12 protein-coding genes and 2 tRNA genes are annotated in these 16229 nt (G+C 67.3%); 4 read left to right on the top strand and 10 right to left on the bottom strand.

From position 1 onward, the window contains the following. Positions 1–33 precede the first annotated feature (33 nt). The 5 genes from Q8M85_RS07010 to torT form a co-directional block, all read right to left on the bottom strand. Entirely contained in the window at positions 34–1104 is a 1071-nt protein-coding gene (locus tag Q8M85_RS07010; RefSeq protein ID WP_305542093.1) for an ABC transporter ATP-binding protein, read from the bottom strand. After that, positions 1101–1904 (bottom strand): ABC transporter permease, encoded by an 804-nt coding sequence (locus Q8M85_RS07005; RefSeq protein ID WP_305542090.1) that lies wholly within the window; start codon positions 1902–1904, stop codon positions 1101–1103. The genes Q8M85_RS07010 and Q8M85_RS07005 overlap by 4 nt, the downstream gene beginning before the upstream one ends. Then, a complete protein-coding gene (locus tag Q8M85_RS07000; protein ID WP_305542088.1) occupies positions 1894–2757 on the bottom strand; it encodes an ABC transporter permease in 864 nt (287 codons plus the stop codon). The genes Q8M85_RS07005 and Q8M85_RS07000 overlap by 11 nt, the downstream gene beginning before the upstream one ends. A 198-nt stretch (positions 2758–2955) precedes the next feature. Further along, complete coding sequence (locus Q8M85_RS06995; RefSeq protein ID WP_305542085.1) at positions 2956–4170, bottom strand: ABC transporter substrate-binding protein; 1215 nt, start codon at positions 4168–4170, stop codon at positions 2956–2958. 92 nt (positions 4171–4262) lie between these two features. Continuing rightward, entirely contained in the window at positions 4263–5384 is a 1122-nt protein-coding gene (torT, locus tag Q8M85_RS06990) for a TMAO reductase system periplasmic protein TorT (RefSeq protein WP_305542080.1), read from the bottom strand. Positions 5385–5444: 60 nt separating this feature from the next. Here torT and Q8M85_RS06985 point away from each other — a divergent pair, with 60 nt between their 5' ends. Beyond that, positions 5445–8312, top strand: coding sequence for an ATP-binding protein (locus Q8M85_RS06985; protein WP_305542077.1), 2868 nt, complete (start codon positions 5445–5447; stop codon positions 8310–8312). Here Q8M85_RS06985 and Q8M85_RS06980 read toward each other — a convergent pair. Continuing rightward, positions 8293–8994, bottom strand: a complete 702-nt coding sequence (locus Q8M85_RS06980; protein WP_305542075.1) for a response regulator — start codon at positions 8992–8994, stop codon at positions 8293–8295. The genes Q8M85_RS06985 and Q8M85_RS06980 overlap by 20 nt on opposite strands. Positions 8995–9179: 185 nt before the next feature. Between Q8M85_RS06980 and Q8M85_RS06975 the strand changes: the two genes are divergently transcribed. From Q8M85_RS06975 to Q8M85_RS06965, 3 genes are all read left to right on the top strand, one after another. Continuing rightward, positions 9180–10121 (top strand): ABC transporter substrate-binding protein, encoded by a 942-nt coding sequence (locus tag Q8M85_RS06975; protein ID WP_305542072.1) that lies wholly within the window; start codon positions 9180–9182, stop codon positions 10119–10121. 82 nt (positions 10122–10203) lie between these two features. Next, positions 10204–11226, top strand: coding sequence for a glycine betaine/L-proline ABC transporter ATP-binding protein (locus Q8M85_RS06970; RefSeq protein ID WP_305542070.1), 1023 nt, complete (start codon positions 10204–10206; stop codon positions 11224–11226). After that, positions 11226–13172 carry a proline/glycine betaine ABC transporter permease gene (locus Q8M85_RS06965; protein ID WP_305542067.1) on the top strand — a complete coding sequence of 649 codons (1947 nt, stop codon included), beginning with the start codon at positions 11226–11228 and terminating at the stop codon, positions 13170–13172. Before Q8M85_RS06970 ends, Q8M85_RS06965 begins: the two co-directional genes overlap by 1 nt. Before the next feature lie 7 nt (positions 13173–13179). Here the strand turns inward: Q8M85_RS06965 and Q8M85_RS06960 are convergent. The 4 genes from Q8M85_RS06960 to recJ all read right to left on the bottom strand — a co-directional run bounded on the left by Q8M85_RS06960 (position 13180) and on the right by recJ (position 16081). Next, positions 13180–13254: transfer RNA gene (locus Q8M85_RS06960), tRNA-Glu, on the bottom strand. Positions 13255–13297: 43 nt separating this feature from the next. Beyond that, entirely contained in the window at positions 13298–14101 is an 804-nt protein-coding gene (locus Q8M85_RS06955; protein WP_305542064.1) for a lytic transglycosylase domain-containing protein, read from the bottom strand. Between the two features lie 103 nt (positions 14102–14204). Continuing rightward, positions 14205–14279, bottom strand: a tRNA-Glu gene (locus tag Q8M85_RS06950). A 62-nt stretch (positions 14280–14341) separates the two neighbouring features. Continuing rightward, the gene (gene recJ, locus Q8M85_RS06945) at positions 14342–16081 is read right to left on the bottom strand and encodes a single-stranded-DNA-specific exonuclease RecJ (RefSeq protein ID WP_305542062.1); all 1740 of its coding nucleotides are present in this window, start codon (positions 16079–16081) and stop codon (positions 14342–14344) included. Positions 16082–16229 lie beyond the last annotated feature (148 nt).

Below are 16229 nucleotides of genomic sequence, written 5' to 3'. Positions count from 1 at the left end.
GGAGAGCCCCTTGCCTGTCCGTCGACCGGCGCGTCAGCGGATTGGCTGGCCTGGATCAGACAGTGTTGCTTCAGGTGGAAGCAGCCACAGCGCCTCGGGCGGTAGCGAGACCGTCACCTCGCCACCCGGAACCAGCGCACTGGCCAGGTCCGGCGTGGTCAGGGCCTGAAGCGCGGTCCCGTCGACAGCCAGACCGACGCGCGTCTGCGTGCCAAGAAAGGTAACGGATGTGATCCGTGCGGTGCGCGGATTGGGTCCGGGGCCAAGGCGCAGCGCCTCGGGGCGAAGGGTCAGGACATGGTCCCCTTCGGGCGCACCGGGAGGCAGGGTGAGCGGCCCCACGGCAGAGTGGAACAGCCCGCCCTGGGACCGGCCGGGCAGGAAGTTCACCCCGCCGAAGAAGCGCGCCACGGCCAGCGCGGCCGGCCGGCGGTAAAGCGCGTCCGGTGGTCCCTGCTGGGCGAGGCGCCCCTCCAGTATCAGGACAATCTGGTCGGCAAGGGCCACAGCCTCGGCCTGGTCGTGGGTCACGACGATGGTGGTAATCCCGGTTTCCTGCTGCAGGCTGCGGATCAGCTGGCGCATCTCGTCGCGCAACCCCGGGTCGAGGTTGGACAGTGGCTCGTCCAGGAGAAGGACCCTGGGTTGCAGGACCAGGGCACGGGCCAGAGCGGCGCGTTGCTGCTGGCCGCCGGACAGGGCGGCGGGGCGGCGGTCGCCCAGCCCGTCCAGGCGGACCCGGGACAGCATCGCGGCAACGCTTTCCGCGATCCGGGCCGGGGGCAGGCCGCGCATCCGAAGGCCGAAGCCGATGTTCTGCGCGATGGTCTGGTGGGGAAAGAGAAGCGGGTCCTGAAACACCATCGTCACCCCGCGGCGTTCGGGCGGCAGGGCGGTGATGGGCGAGGCGTCCAGCCTCACCTCGCCCGCGTCGGGAGCGATGAGGCCGGCGATCAGCTTCATCGTGGTGGTCTTGCCGCAGCCGGAGGGCCCAAGAAGCGCGGTCAGGCTGCCGCTTTCGACGGTGAGGTCGATGCCGTGGACCGCGGCCTGCCCGGTGCCGGGGTAGGTCTTGCGCAGGCCGTGAAGGGAGAGCCGCGTCACGGGTGCAGCCTTTCGGTCAGGGCCGCTCCACGACCGGTGATCCGGCGGGCGATGACGGCCAGGATCAGAAGACCCGGAAGGATGTACAGAAGTGCGATGGCGGCGGTGATGTCGTTGCGCCCGGCGCTGGCGAAGCTGAAGAGAAGCAGGGGCAGGGTCTGCACCCTGCCTCCGCCGATGGAAAGGGTCAGAAGATACTGCGACCACGAGACGAGGAAGGCGAACAGCGCCGCGATCATCAGGCCGGGCAGGATGGCGGGAAGGGTCACGGTGCGGAAGGTTTGCCAGGGGGTCGCGCCAAGCGAGCGGGCCTGATCCTCGAAGGCAGGGTCGAAGCGGGCGAAGACGGCGGCCATGACCAGGGTCATGTAGGGCAGGACCGGGACAAGATGGGCAAGGATCACACCGGGGATGGTGCCGGCGAGGCCCAGGCGCAGCATCATGCCGTGCAGGCCGAAGACGACGGCGATGCCGGGCAGAAGCGCGGGGGCAAGGAGAAGAAGGAGCACAAGGCTGCGCCCGCGGAAGCGGTACATCCCCAGGGCGCGGCCAGCGGGCAGGCCGATCAGGATGGCGAGCAGGGTCGTCGTGGCGGCGATCAGGGTGGTGGTGGCGAAGCTGGCGAGCACTCCCGATTGCGGCGAGAGGGCGAAGGTCCAGGCCTGGGCAGAAATGCGGTCGGGCAAAAGGTCAGGAAAGCGCCAGCCCTGGGCGACCGACCAGCCGACCAGCGGTATCAGTGGCAGGACCAGAAAGCCCGCCAGCGCCAGTCCCGCAAGCGTGCGGAGGTCAGCGCGCACCGCTGCCGCCTTTCGCAAGCGCCCGCGCATAAAGCGCCAGAAGTGCGACGCCGATCAGCGCAATGACCACGGCCATCGCCATCGCCTCGGGCCGGGTGGCAAGGTCGGTGTCGGTCGAGGCCTGCCAGGCCAGGACCGGCAGCGCCTTCGGGGCGTGGGCGCCAAGGATGAGCGGGACCTCGTAAGCTCCGAAGGCGAAGGCGAAGACCAGGGTCGAGGCGGCAAGGAGGCCGGGCATCAGCATGGGCAGAAGGACATGGCGGAACGCCTGCCAGCGGGACGCGCCCAGGCTTCGGGCGACGGATTCGTGATCGTCGCCAAGGGCTTGCATGTTGGCCAGCAGGATGAGGGTGATGAAGGGCAGTTCCTTCCAGACGTAGAGGAGGATGATGCCGATGCCGGTAGGGTCCTGGGTCAGGATGGGAAACTGGGCCGGAGTGGCGATCAGGCCTGCGGCATGGGCAAGGCGCGCGAAGCTGCCGGATTGCGAGAAGAGGTAGAGGATGCCGATGGCTCCGACGATGTGCGGGATCGTGAGGTTCAGCTGGACAAGAAAGCTGATGATCGCGCGACCGGGGAAGGTCTGGCGGAGGAGGAGGGCCGTGGCGAGGGCCAACGTGGCGGCGATCAGGGTCGAGGTGGTGGCAATCCAGAGCGAGAGGGTGAGCGAGGTCAGAAAGCCCGGTGCCGTCAGGATTGCGACGTAGGCGGACAGGTCGGGGTCGGTCAGGCCGAGCGCGGGCATGTAGCGGAAAGACCGCAGCAGCGTAAGGCCGAGCCCGGTCAGGAAAAGCCCGCCCAGCACCAGAAGTGCGGGGGCAAGAAGAAGGGCAAGGCGGGTGCGGTCGGTCACGCGAGGGCCTTTCGCAGCGGGTCGGGGGCAGCTTGCGTCAATGCGGGGCGGCGGGCAAGCCGGGGGAGGCTCGTCGATGACTGCGCCTCGCGTCGTCGCGTGTTGGGCCGCGGGATGGCGCTCGTCGTCGACTTCGTCGCTCCTCGCCGGTTGCGCACGCGGCTCAGCGAGGAGGAGCCGAAGGCGAACGAGGAGCTGTCAGTTGCCGACGGTCGCGGCCCAGCCCTTTTCGATGGCGGTCAGCCAGTCGGCCTGCAATTCGGGCAGCGCGGCCTTGGCCAGTTCCGCAGCGGGGACGACGGAGGGGTGGGTCTTGATGGTGGCGAAACCCTCCTGCACCGCGGGCGGCGTGCGCGAGACCTCGATCGCCGGGGCCGCGCCCCAGACTTCGGGCTTGGCTTTTTCCAGCTGGGCCTCGCCGGACAGCAGCAGGTTCTGCACCACCATAGCGGCGGCCTTGTTGGGTGAGTTGAACGGGATCAGCGTGTAGTTGGTGTTGCCGATCGTGCCATCCGTCAGCCCGAAGGACCGCGTCGTGTCGGGCCAGGTCCCGGCCTGCACGGCAAGGCCGAACTGGGCGGGATCATAGTTGAAGCTGAAGTCGATCTCGCCATTGGCGAAAAGCTCGTTCAGCTGGGTGACGGTCGTGGGATACGTGGCCCCCTCGCGCCAGAGGAAGGGCTCGATCTCGTTCAGGATCGCCCAGGTCCTGGTGGCGGTCTCGTCGAATGTCGCCTGGTCGAAGGGGCCGATCAGGCCGTCAGGGCCGCCCGCCGCATGGATGAAGACGTGGCGCAGGAAGGCAGAGCCGGTGAAATCGGGCGGCGCGGGATAGGTGAACCGACCGGGGTTGGACTTGATCCAGGCCAGCAGCGAGGCCATGTCGCGCGGCGGGTCGCTGACCACGGCGCTGTCATGGGCGAAGGCGAACTGGACGGTGTTCCAGGGGACTTCGCAGCCGTCCACCGGGACGCCGAAGTCATTGGCAATGGCCGGGTTGTCCCAGTTGATCAGCGTGTCATTGGGCAAGAGCCCGGTGTAGCCGCAGAAGACGAGATCGGCCTGCTTCATCGAGCGGAAATTCTCGCCATTGATCCAGATGAGGTCGACGGATCCGGCGTCGGTCACCCCGGCCTCTTTCTCGGACAGGACCTGGTTCACGATGTCGGCGGCGTCGGTGATGGGCACGCGGTTCAGGGTGATGTCGTAGTCGGCGCGTAGCCGGTCGGCCACGTAACCCGAGACATAGGCGTTGATCGTGTCGGACCCGCCCCACATGAACCAGTTCACCGTGCCGCCGCGCGCCTGTTCAACCACCTGGTCCCAGGTCATGGCCTTCAGCGCCTCGCCATCGGGGGTATCGGCCAGCGCGGCGGTGGACAGAAGCAGGACGACGGCTAGGGATCGCAACATGATGTCTCCGGGCAGTTGATTGCCCCCATGAAGCCGATGCAGGTCCCAGATGCCAGTCACATGGCCGTTGGCGATCTGTAACAGAGGGCCGATCAGGGGCTGGGCTGAGAGACAGGTGGGGGCAGCGAGAAGACCGGGACGAAGCTTGCCGGCGCCAGCGAGCCTTGGGTCACCGCCTCGCCTGCCGTCGAGGGGGTCACGATCCAGACGGGCGGGCCTGCGTGCCGGGTGGACAGCCGGTCTTCCAGCGCGCGGACCGCCATTTCGATCGACAGCCGCCCTTGCAGGACTGGCGAGTCGGTGGGGGCGGCCAGGATGCGGCCACGCACGACGCCGCGATAGACCGCGTGGCTGAGATAGGTCGAGACGACATCGATCTGCCCCTCCAGCCCGCGGGCGCGCAGGATCGGGACTGCGGCCTCGGCCATCGGCCCGCTGCCGACGAGGTAGTCGATGTCGGGCAGGGCTTCGAGCACCTCCTCGACGAGCAGGACCTGTTCCTCGGTGCCGGTGTCGCCAAACCGCGTCATCACGATCTGCGCCGAACTGTCGGCCAGTCCAGCGCGGAAACCGGCCTCGACGAAGGTGACCCAGCCCGCACCCTGCGGCCCCGGAAACCACGCGATGCGGACCGGCGGGCTGCCCTTCGGATGGCGTTCGGCGATGAAGCGACCGGCGGCGGCGCCCATCTCGGTCCAGGGGACGCTGGCCTTGGCGGTGATGCCGCTGTCGTCGATGTCGTTGACGGCGGCGATCACGGGCTTCAGGCGGGCGATCCGTTCGACCTCGGCCGTCAGCCCGGCATAGGAGACGGTGCCCAGGATCACCGCGTCGAATTCGTCGCTGGCGCAGCCCTTCAGCTGGTCATTCTGGCGTGAGAGGTTGGGGTAGCCCCCGGCTTCGAACACGTCGAAGGCGACGCCCAGGCGGCGGGCCTCTTCGACCATGCCGTAGTTGACCGACAGCCAGTAGGCATCCTTCAGGTGCGGATAGAGGACGCAGAAGCGCCAGGGCCGGGTGGCGCGGGCCAGCGGGGTATAGCTAAGTGGCACGGCTGCGCTGGCGTCGTCGAAGGGCACGGCGCGGGCTTCAAGCTGCCAGACCTCGGCCGGGGCAGGGACCGCAAGGCCTGCCACCAGGATCGCCGCCAGACTCGCCACCCGGATCGCCACCAGACCCGCCACCCGGATCGCCGCCGTGACGGCTTTGCGCATCGCATCTCCCCTTTTGCGGATAAGGTGATAGTTTGGGCCCGCAAACCCTGGGGGCGAGCCTTGCGGAACTTCGGCTACAAGTCGAGTCTTGGCGGACGGCTGCTGCTGGCGATCGGGCTGATCGTGGGCTTTCCGGCTGCGACGGGTGTGCTGGGTTGGTTCGAATTGAAGGATGTGGCCGCAAACCAGTCACGGGTGGTGACCGAGGCGATCCCCGCAATTTCCGAAGTGCGGGGCGTGGCCGAGGAAACCAGCCGGGTGGTCGCGGTCGCGCCAGAGCTGGCAGCCGTCACGGATGAGGCGCAGCGGGCCGAGAGGGCGGCGTTTCTCTTCGACCAGGCCAATGCGCTGCGGGCGCGGCTTTTACAGCAGGAAGGGCTGCCGGATGACGCCCTCGCCAATGCGCTGGCGGCCGAAGCGGGCTTGCGGCAGGCGCTGACCACCATCGACCGGCTGGTGCGGCAACGGATCAGCCTGATTGCCCGCCGCGATGCGCAACTGGGAGCGGGCCTGGCGGCGGCGGTGGAGCTGACCGAAATCGCCGACACCCTGGTCGCAAATGCCGAAATGGGGGCCTCGGCGGTGATCTCCAGCCTGTATGGCATGGACGGGACGGACACGGCGAACCCCGAGATCCGGCTGGATACGCTGGACAAGCTGATCGAGGTGGATCTTTTCCAGATGGGGCTGATGTTCGAACTGCGCTCGCATGCGTCGGAGGTGGGGCTGCTGTTGAACCGGGTCGCCGGGGTGCAGTCGCAGGCCGAGTTGCAGGGGCTGCGGGACGAGCTGGCGGCGCGGGTCCGGGTGATCTCGCGGCGGCTGGAGTCGGTGCAGGACCCCCGGCGTGCAGACCGGGTCCGGGTGCTTTTGCGGGTGATCGGAGCTGTGCCGACCGCACCGCCCGAGACGGCGGCGATCTTCGAGAACGCAAGTCAGGTGCTGGCCGTGACCGAGCGGATCTCCCGGACCGAAACCGAGCTGCGTCGGGCGGCGCTGGAACTGGAGACGGCGGCCTCGGCGCTGGCTGACCGGATCGAGGCCAATGCGGTGACGGCGGGTCAGTCGGCCGAACAGGCGATCCTAGCGACCCAGCGGCTGTATGCCTTCTCGGCGATGCTGGCGCTGGTGCTGTCGCTGGGCGTCCTGTGGTTCTATGTCCGGGGCAACCTGATCCGGCGGCTGGATGCGCTGTCGGTGCGGATGACGGGGCTGGCCGAGGGGGACCTGGGCGACGAGATCCCCCGGTCCGGCACCGATGAGATCGCGCAGATGGAGGGCGCCGTGGAGGTCTTCCGCAAGCAGGCCATCGCCAACCGCGAACTTGCGGCGGAACGCGAGCGGCATCTGGAGGAGCTGCGCCGCCACCGCAGCGAACTGCAGGAACTGGTGGACGAGCAGACCGAGACGCTGCGCGGCGAGGTGGCGGCGCATGACGCGGCGCGCGACCGGGCCGAGGCGGCGGACCGGGCGAAGTCGGAATTCCTGGCGATGATGAGCCACGAGATCAGGACTCCGATGAACGGGGTTCTGGGCATGCTGCGCAATCTGCCTCGTGACGGGTTGACGCGGGTGCAGGTGGCGCGGCTGGAGGCGGCACTGGCGTCGGGCAAGGGGTTGATGGGGCTTCTCAACAGCATCCTCGACTATTCCAAGCTGGAGCAGGGCCAGACCGCGGCCGAGACGGTGGACTTCGACCTGGCCGAGGCCTTGGGGGACATCGTGCTTCTGATGGCACCGATGGCCGAGGAGAAAGGGCTACGGCTGGAGACAGAGTTGCCGCAGACCGTCCTGCCGCCGCTTCGGGGAGACATGGGCAAACTGCGGCAGATCCTGTTCAACCTGGTGTCGAACGCGGTGAAGTTCACCGACGCGGGGGAAGTGCGCATCGCGGTGGCGCTGGCCGGTCCGTCCGACACCGACCCTTTGCGCCTGCGCTTCACGGTCAGCGATACGGGGCGGGGGATCGCGCCGGACGCGCTGGAGCGGATCTTTGACGCCTTCCAGCAGGAAGACCCGCAGACCGTTCGGACCTATGGCGGCACCGGGCTTGGGCTGACGATCTCGCGCCGGTTGGCCGCGCTGATGGGCGGTGTCCTGACCGTCGCCAGCCAGCGCGGGCAGGGCGCGACCTTCACTCTGCACGTGCCCTTTGCGCGGGGTGCAACCCGGTCGGCACTGCGGATGGCCCTGGCACCATCCCTGCCGCCGCTCCGCGTGCTGGTGGTCGAGGATCACCCGGTCAACCAGGAGGTCGCGCTGGGTTTTCTGCAGGCGCTGGGTCACCGTCCAGAAATCGCCGCGACCGGCGAAGCCGCGCTGGAGATGCTGGCGGAGGGTGGCTTTGATGCGGTGCTGATGGACGTGAACCTGCCGGGCATTTCCGGCATCGAGGCGACGCGGCGGCTGCGCGGCCTGGCAGGACTGGACCGGCTGCCGGTGATCGGGGTCTCGGCACATGCCCAGCCGCGCGACATGGAGGATTGCCGGGCCGCCGGGATGGACGAGGTCGTGGCCAAGCCCCTGACACCCGAGGCGCTGTCCGCCGCGCTGGAGCGGCTGTGCGGCGCAGGCGTCGCCCCGGCGGCGCAGGAGACGCTGGCCGATCTGGGACCGATCGCCACGCGCGATCTTCTGCGGCTGATGCTGGACCGGCTGCGGCCCGAGGTGGAGGCGCTGGCCGAGGCGCTGCGCCAAGGGGCCGTCGCCGACATCGAGCGGCGAGCGCATCAGCTGAAGGGCGCCGTGGGAAATTTTGCGCTGCCGGAACTGGGCGCGGTGCTGGCCGAAATGTCGCGCCGCGATGCCGCGCCGGGACTCGAGGCCGTGGGGCCGCTGCTGGCGGCGGCAACGGCTGCAGAACGCCAGCTTGCCCGGTCACTTCAGGCGCTGGACGATCTGGCAGGTGTCAGGACAGCGGCGCAGTGAAGACATAGCCCTCGCCATGCGAGGTGCCGAAGATGCGCGGCTGCTTCGGATCGTCGCCGAACTTGGCCCGCAGCCGCTTGACCATCACATCCACCGTCCGCGATCCGGTGTCGCCGTGCCGGTGGGTGATGCTGGCCAACAGCCGGTCGCGCGACAGCACGATGCCGGGATTGAGGACGAAGGTGCGCAGCAGTTCAAACTCGGCCCGGGTCAGCTGGACGCCTGCCCCGTCCTCGCCACTGACATGGCGGGCAGCGGTATCGAATGTGAACCCCGCGAAATGCACAACCCGGCGCGTCAGCTGCCGCATCGCCGCCGTCCGGCGAAGGAGATTCTTGACCCGAGCCAAGAGCTCGCGCCGGTTGAACGGCTTGCAGACATAGTCGTCGGCGCCAAGTTCCAGCCCGACGATCCGGTCCACGTCGTCGGTGCGGCCCGACAGAAGGATGATGCCGATTTCCGACCGTGCCCGCTGTTCGCGGGTAATCTCAAGCCCGTCCTTGCCGGAGAGGTTGATGTCGACGATCAGAAGGTCGGGGTTTTCCTGGGCAAGCACCTTCTCGGCCGCCTCGGCCCCGGCGCAAGCGGTAATCCGGTAGCCAAAGGTTTCCAGATACCCCCCAAGCGCGGTGCGGGTCACCGGGTCATCCTCGATCACGACGATATGGGCAGCAGCGTTCATTCGGACGGAGTCCTGAGGCACGGCCAGAGCTTGTTAACATTTTGTAACAACATTCTCCAGCCTGTTCATCGCTAGGGTCTGACGTGTTCACATACGGTGCATAACCTTGCCTCTCAGGAAAGCGTGCGACTTTCCGGGAAATGTCGGCGCCGGTTGGGGCGCGACCTGAACAGGGATCGAAAAACATGCAGAGATTGACCAGACTGCTTCTTGGCGCGGCGACCCTTGCCCTGGCCTCGCCGGTCCTGGCCGAGGATTCGTCAGACCCGATCGTCATTCCGATCCACAACTGGTCGAGCCAGATCGTGATGTCGAATGTCGTGGGCCAGATCTTCGAAGGGATGGGGAATTCCGTCGAGTATGTCTCGACCGACAGCCAGGCGGTGTACGAGGCGGTGCGCTTGGGCGATGCCACCCTGGAGCTTGAAGTCTGGGAAGGGGCCTTCGGCGCCTCGTTCCGGGCTGCGGTCGAAAAGGGCGGGATCCACGACGTCACCACCCACAACGCGGTGACGCGCGAGGACTGGTGGTATCCGATGTGGACCAAGGAGGCCTGCCCCGGCCTGCCCGACTGGCAGGCGCTGAATGAATGTGCGGCGCTGTTCGCAACGCCGGAAACCGGAGAGAAGGGTCGCTTCCTGGGCGGGCCGGTCGACTGGTTGAAGCATGACCAGGAAAAGGTCGATGCGTTGGGGATGAACTTCGTCGTGGTCAATGCAGGGTCGGCAGCGGCGCTGTGGGCCGAGATCGCGGCAGCCGAAAAGGACAAGACCCCGATCGTCCTGTTCAACTGGACCCCCAACTTCGCCGAAGCGGTCTGGCCGGGCGAGTTCGTCAACTTCCCGGAATGGGTCGAGGGCTGCGACAAGGACCCGGCCGTCGGCCCGATCCCCGACAAGGTCTACGACTGTGGCAACCCGGCCAATGGCTATCTGAAGATCGCCGCCTGGGATGGAATGAAGGACAAGTGGCCGGGTGCCTACGCCGCTCTGCAGAAAGTGAACTTCACCAACGCCCAGATTGCCGAGATGGCCAAGCTGGTCGACATCGACGGGATGGAGCCCGAGGACGCTGCGACCGCCTGGCTGGAAGCGAACGAGGCGGTCTGGACGTCCTGGACCGAATGATCTCCGGCGTCACCTTCGGGTGACCCACCTTGCCACCCGGGACCATTCCCCCCGGGTGGCGCTTTTCTCTTGGGGCAAGCCTATGACCGCAAGCGACGTGGTAATTTCCTGCAAGAACGTCTGGAAGGTCTTCGGCGACCGACCGGAACGGTTGGTCCTGACGCCCTCGACGACGCTGGACGAGTTGCGCGCGACCAACCATATCGCCGCCGTGCGCGACGTATCGCTGGAGATCCGGCGCGGCGAGATGCTGGTGGTGATGGGGCTGTCGGGGTCGGGCAAGTCGACGCTGGTGCGCTGTCTTGCGCGGCTTCTGGACGTCACCTCAGGCTCGGTAGAGGTCGAGGGGCGGGATATCGGCAAGCTGACCGAGACCGAGCTGATCGAGCTGCGCCGCAAGAAGATGGGCATGGTGTTCCAGAGCTTCGGCCTGCTGCCGCACCGCACCGCGCTGGAGAACGTGGCCTTTCCGCTGGAGATGCGGGGGCAGGACCGGGCCTCACGGATCGCTCGGGCGCGGGACATGCTGACGCTGGTGGGCCTGAAGGGCCGCGAAGGTTACTTCCCGCGTGAGCTGTCGGGCGGCCAGCAGCAGCGGGTCGGCATCGCGCGGTCGCTGGCGGTCGAGCCGGACATCTGGTTTCTGGATGAGCCCTTCAGTGCCCTGGATCCGCTGATCCGGCGCGAGATGCAGGACGAATTCCTGCGGCTGAAGGGGATGCTGGCCAAGACGATTGTCTTCATCACCCATGACTTTGACGAGGCCCTCCGCCTTGCTGACCGCATCGCGATCATGAAGGACGGCGCCGTCGAGCAGATCGACACGCCGGAAAACATCGTCATGGCCCCTGCGACGCCCTATGTCGCCAAGTTCACCGAGGCCATCGACCGCACCCGCGTTGTCCATGCGGGCGCGCTGGCCCAGCCGGTCGAGGGTCGCGCCATCGAGGGCGAGCCGCTGCCCGCCGACGAGACCCTGCATGCGCTTGCCCGCCGCATTGTCAGCGACAGCCGGGCGCTGATCCCGCTGTCGCACAAAGGCCGGATCGCCGGACTTCTGGACCGGAAGGCTGCGCTGGACCTTCTTCTGGGGCCGGCGGCATGATGGCGACGACCCTTCCGCAACCGCCCTTCCGTCTGGACCAGAAGCGCATCGCGCAGGCGATCCTGCTGGCCGCTCTGGTGCTGGTCGTCTTCCGGGGGGTCCTGCCGGCGGGCCTGGTCCGCCTGCCCGGCGCGCTGGTCCTGCCCTTCGCCGACTGGATCAACGCCGGCTTCGACTTTGCCCGCGATGACCTTGGCCTGATGACCTTCACTCGCGCCTTCTCGGACGTGGTGGAGTTCTGCCTGGATGTGACTGCGAACCTGCTTTACGGCAAGTCGCGCTGGCCCCATGTCGGCCCTATCCCCTGGGTGGTGATCGCCGCCACCGCCGGGATGGCGGGTTATGCCCTGGGCGGCCTGCGCCTTGGTGTCCTGGCGGGGGGGACCTTCGTCTGGATCGCCGTCATGGGCCAATGGAAATGGGCGATGGAGACGCTGTCGGTGATCGTTGTCGCCGTGCCGTTCTCGGTCATCTTCGGCCTCTTGATGGGAGTCCTCGCCTGGCGCTATCGCATGGCCGAGCGGATCCTGAACCCGATCCTGAACATCGCGCAGTCTTTGCCGCATTTCGCCTACATGATCCCCGTCGTGGTCTTCATTGGCGTCGGCCCCAAGGCAGGCGCCATTGTCACGATCATCTTTTCGGTCCCGCCGATGATCCGCATGTCGCTGCTAGGTCTGCGCGCCGTGTCGCCCGAGATCATCGAAAGCGGCAAGATGAGCGGGACGACGCGCCTGCAACTCATGACCCGCGTCCGCCTGCCCGCGGCGCGAACCGAGATCCTGATCGGCGTCAACCAGGTCATCATGCAAAGCCTGGCGATGGTTGTTCTGGCCAGCTTCATCGGGATGCCGGGACTGGGGCAGAAGCTGCTGCAGCTGCTGCAAGGGCTGAAGATCGGCCTGTCGGTCGAGATCGGCGTTACCATCGTCCTTCTGGCCATCGTGCTGGACCGGCTGTCAAAAGCCTGGGCGCTGAAACAGCCCGAGCATGTCGAGGGGTCCTGGTTGCGCCGTCACCGGGTGCTGGCGGTCTGGCTTGGCCTGGTGGCCCTGGGCTTCGTCGCGGCCTGGTCACACCCCTATTTCGCGGAGGTGGAGCGCAAGCAGGCGCTGAGCATGGCGGGTCCGGTCGATGCCGTCGTCGGCGGGTTCATCGACCTGATCGACCCGGTGACGGACTGGCTGCGCTGGTTCCTGATCACCTGGGTCCTGATCCCCTTGCGCAACGCCTTCCTGTGGCTGCCGACCACGGCCGTCCTGCTGGCGCTGGTGGGGGTCGGCTGGCGGATCGGCGGCTGGCGCTCGGCCCTGGTCTGCCTGGCCTTCGCACTGCCCATCGCGCTGTCGGGCTGGTGGGACCGGGCGATGATCACGGCCTACACCGTCTTCGTCGCGGTCGCGCTGGCGCTGATGATCGGCGTGCCGCTGGGACTGCTTGGCGCCGCGAACGAGACGCGCGCGCGGCGGTTCCTGCTGGTCTGCGACACCGCCCAGACCTTCCCCAGCTTCATCTACCTGATCCCGGTGATCATGTTGTTCGGCGTGAACGACGTGGCTGTGATCGCTGCCGTCATGGTCTTTGCCACCGTGCCTATCGTTCGCTACACGATCGAGGGGCTGCGCAGCATCCCGCCCGAGATCGTGGAATCGGCGCAGATGTCGGGGGCAAGCGCCGGACAGCTTCTGCGCCACGTGAAGTTGCCGCTGGCCGTGCCGACGCTTGTCGTCGGAGCGAACCAGTCGATCATGTTCGCGCTGTTCATGGTGATCATCGCGGCCTTCATCGGCACGCAGGACCTGGGCCAGGAGATGCAGCGTGCGCTGTCCTCGACCGATGTCGGAAAGGGGCTGGTCCTGGGCCTGGCTGTCGCCTTCATGGGCCTGATGGCGGACCATCTGCTTCTCAAATGGGCCAGGAACCACGAAGCTGCGATGGGTCGATGACGGGAAGTGGCAGCCCGTAGGGGAGTCGAACCCCTCTTACCTGGTTGAAAACCAGGTGTCCTAACCGATAGACGAACGGGCCACTGTGGCGCGTCCTACAAGGGCGCGCGGCACGGTGCAAGGGGTCAGCCGTCGATCTTGGCGCCCATGATCGCAATGGCCTGCTGATAGACCTTGGCGGCGTTCCATTGCTTGATCACCGCGAAGTTCGGCTCGCCTTCCTGGTAGCCCTTGCCCGGTTTCCAGCCCTTGCGGTTCAGGAAATTGGCGGTGGTCGCCAGCGCGTCGGCCTGGTTGTAAAGGTCGACAATGCCGTCACCGTTACCATCCACGCCGTAAGTATAGGCGTTGCCGGGCAGGAACTGGGTGTGGCCCAGCTCGCCATGCTTGGCTCCGACGGTGTTGGGCGAGATCATGCCCTTGTCGACCATCTTCAAGGCCCCGATCAGGTGCGGGCGGAAGAAGTCCGACCGGCGACAGTCATAGGTCAGCGTGGCAATGGCCGCGACGACGTTGGTGTCGCCCATGAAGCCACCGAAGCCGGTCTCCATCCCGTGAATGGCGATCAGGACGCCGGCGGGCACGCCATAGGCGGCTTCCAGGCTGGCGTAGAAGCCCGGGTTCTTCGCCTTGCGGCTGCGGCCCTGCTTGACGATGGTGTCGGCGCCCCGGACATTCAGGAACTTCTCAAGGCTGTACTTGAAGCTTTTCTGGTTGCGGTCGGCACCGATGGTCGCCTTGGAGTAAGACGTCGCCATCAGGGCATCGATGCCGCGCTTGCCGACGCCTTCGGCCTTGGCTTCGGCGGCCATTTCAGACTTCCAGGCCTCATACTGCCCACCCGTGTCGCTGCAACTTGCCGCATGCGAGGCGAAGGGTAGGGCAATCAGCAAGGCAGTGGCAGAGAAACGGGACAGAAAGCTTAACATCAGGCACCTGTTCTTGGAATTTTGGCCAATCTATTGAGTGTGCGGCAACAATCAAGCACGCCTTCAAAGGGACGGCGGTGCATCGTCTGACATATTGGTGAAGTGGCAGCCCGTAGGGGAGTCGAACCCCTCTTACCTGGTTGAAAACCAGGTGTCCTAACCGATAGACGAACGGGCCACACTGTCGGTGGGGCGGTGTGTAGAATCTGCGCGGGGGTTCCGCAAGAGGAAAAATGCGCCCTAGGCCGGGGCGGCGTCGTCGAGACGAAGCTGCACCCGGGTACGGCCGTTCCAGTGGTTCAGCTCCAGTTTTCCCGCCAGATGGAAGCGCTTGTGCCCCGCGCCCTCCAGAGTGGCTCCGAGAGGGCCGTCGAAGGCACCGAAAGCGATGGCATCCAGCGCCGGGCCGGACCCGTCGGTAACCGAGAGCTTCAGGTGGCTCTCGCCGATCCGACGGCAGGTGACGGCCGCGTTCGCAAAGGCGAAGCGGGGCGCGGGTGCGGCCTGGCCAAAGGGACCGGCGTTTTCGATCTCTTCGAGAAGCGGCACTGTCGCGGCCGAGGTGGCCAGAAGGCTGTCGATCCGCAGGTCGCGCGGCCCCGTTGTGCCAGCACCCTGGCGGGCAAGGAGATCGCCCAGGCGAACCATTGCGGGTTCCAGTTGCGCCCGGCTGAGCGACAGTCCTGCGGCCATCTTGTGCCCGCCGCCCTTCTGGATCAGCCCTTCCGCCGCGATGCGCTGGATCGCGGCGCCAAGGTCGACTCCTGGGATCGACCGGGCCGAGCCTTTGCCCGCGTCACCGTCGAAGCCGATCACGACTGCGGGCCGGTTCGCGGCCTCTTTCAGGCGGGCCGCGACGATACCGACGACGCCGGGATGCCAGCCTTCGGCCGCGGCCCAGACCAGCGGCCCGTCAAGCCCGCGGGATTCGGCCTGGGCGAGGGCTTCCTCGCGCACCCGTTCGGTGATCTCGCGGCGTTCGGTGTTGAGCTGATCAAGGCGGGCCGCGATGCGGGAGGCTTCCATCTCGTCATCGGTGGCCAGCAACCGTGCACCAAGGTCGGCCTGGCCGATGCGGCCACCCGCATTGACCCGGGGGCCAAGAAGGAAGCCGAGGGCGTAGGGGGTGGGGGCCTGATCCATGCGGGCGACATCGGCCAGGGCCCGCAGACCGGGGCGGTCGCGGCGGGCCATGATCTTCAGGCCCTGGCGGACGAAGGCCCGGTTGAGGCCGGTCAGCGGGGCGACATCGGCGACGGTGGCAAGGGCCACGAGGTCGAGAAGCGCCATCAGGTCGGGGGCCTGCGCGCCTTGGGATTTCAGGCGGCGGTTGGCTTCGACGAGGAGAAGGAAGACCACTCCGGCGGCGCAGAGATGGGCGAGGGCGCCGTCCTCGTCCTGCCGGTTCGGGTTCACGATCGCCAGCGCCTGCGGCAGGGTCTCGAGCGCGAGGTGGTGGTCGAGGATCACCACGTCGGCCCCTTTGGCGGCGGCGATGGGGTCGTGGGACAGGGTGCCGCAGTCGACGCAGAGGATCAGGTCGTGGGCCTCGGCAAGCTGGGTCATCGCGGGGATGTTGGGGCCGTAGCCTTCGTCGATCCGGTCGGGGATGTAGAGGGTCGCCTGCAGCCCGAAGTGGCGGAGCCAGACGAGGAGCAGCGCCGCAGAGGACCCGCCGTCGACATCGTAGTCGGCGAAGATGGCGATCCGTTCCCGCCCGCGCACGGCGTGGAGGAGGCGGTCGGCGGCGGGGGCCATGTCCTTCAGGGTGAGGGGGTCGGGCATCAGGTCGCGCAGCGAGGGGGCGAGGAAGGCGGGGGCGTCCTCGGGGGTGACCCCGCGCGCGGCGAGGATACGGCAGAGGGCGAGGGGGAGGCGGGTCTGTTGGGCCATGCCCTCGGCCAGCCGGTCCTGGGCGGGGTCGGGGCCGACCCAACGGCGGCCGGTGAGGGAGGAGGCGACGTTGAGGAAGGCGGTCATGCGGACAGGGGTGCCGGAAAGGCGGCGGCGTGGCAAGGGGGCTGTGGGGTGTCCACGGTGGACAGGTTTTCGAGGCGTTTGGAATCAAGGGGTTGGGTGCGGGCGTTAACTTTCTGGCAAGATGTTTGGCCGGGTGACCCCCTAGTCG

The organism is Tabrizicola sp. (genome assembly GCF_030694085.1).
In the GTDB taxonomy this organism is placed as follows: domain Bacteria; phylum Pseudomonadota; class Alphaproteobacteria; order Rhodobacterales; family Rhodobacteraceae; genus Tabrizicola.
This window is presented reverse-complemented; position numbering and strand designations above follow the sequence as displayed.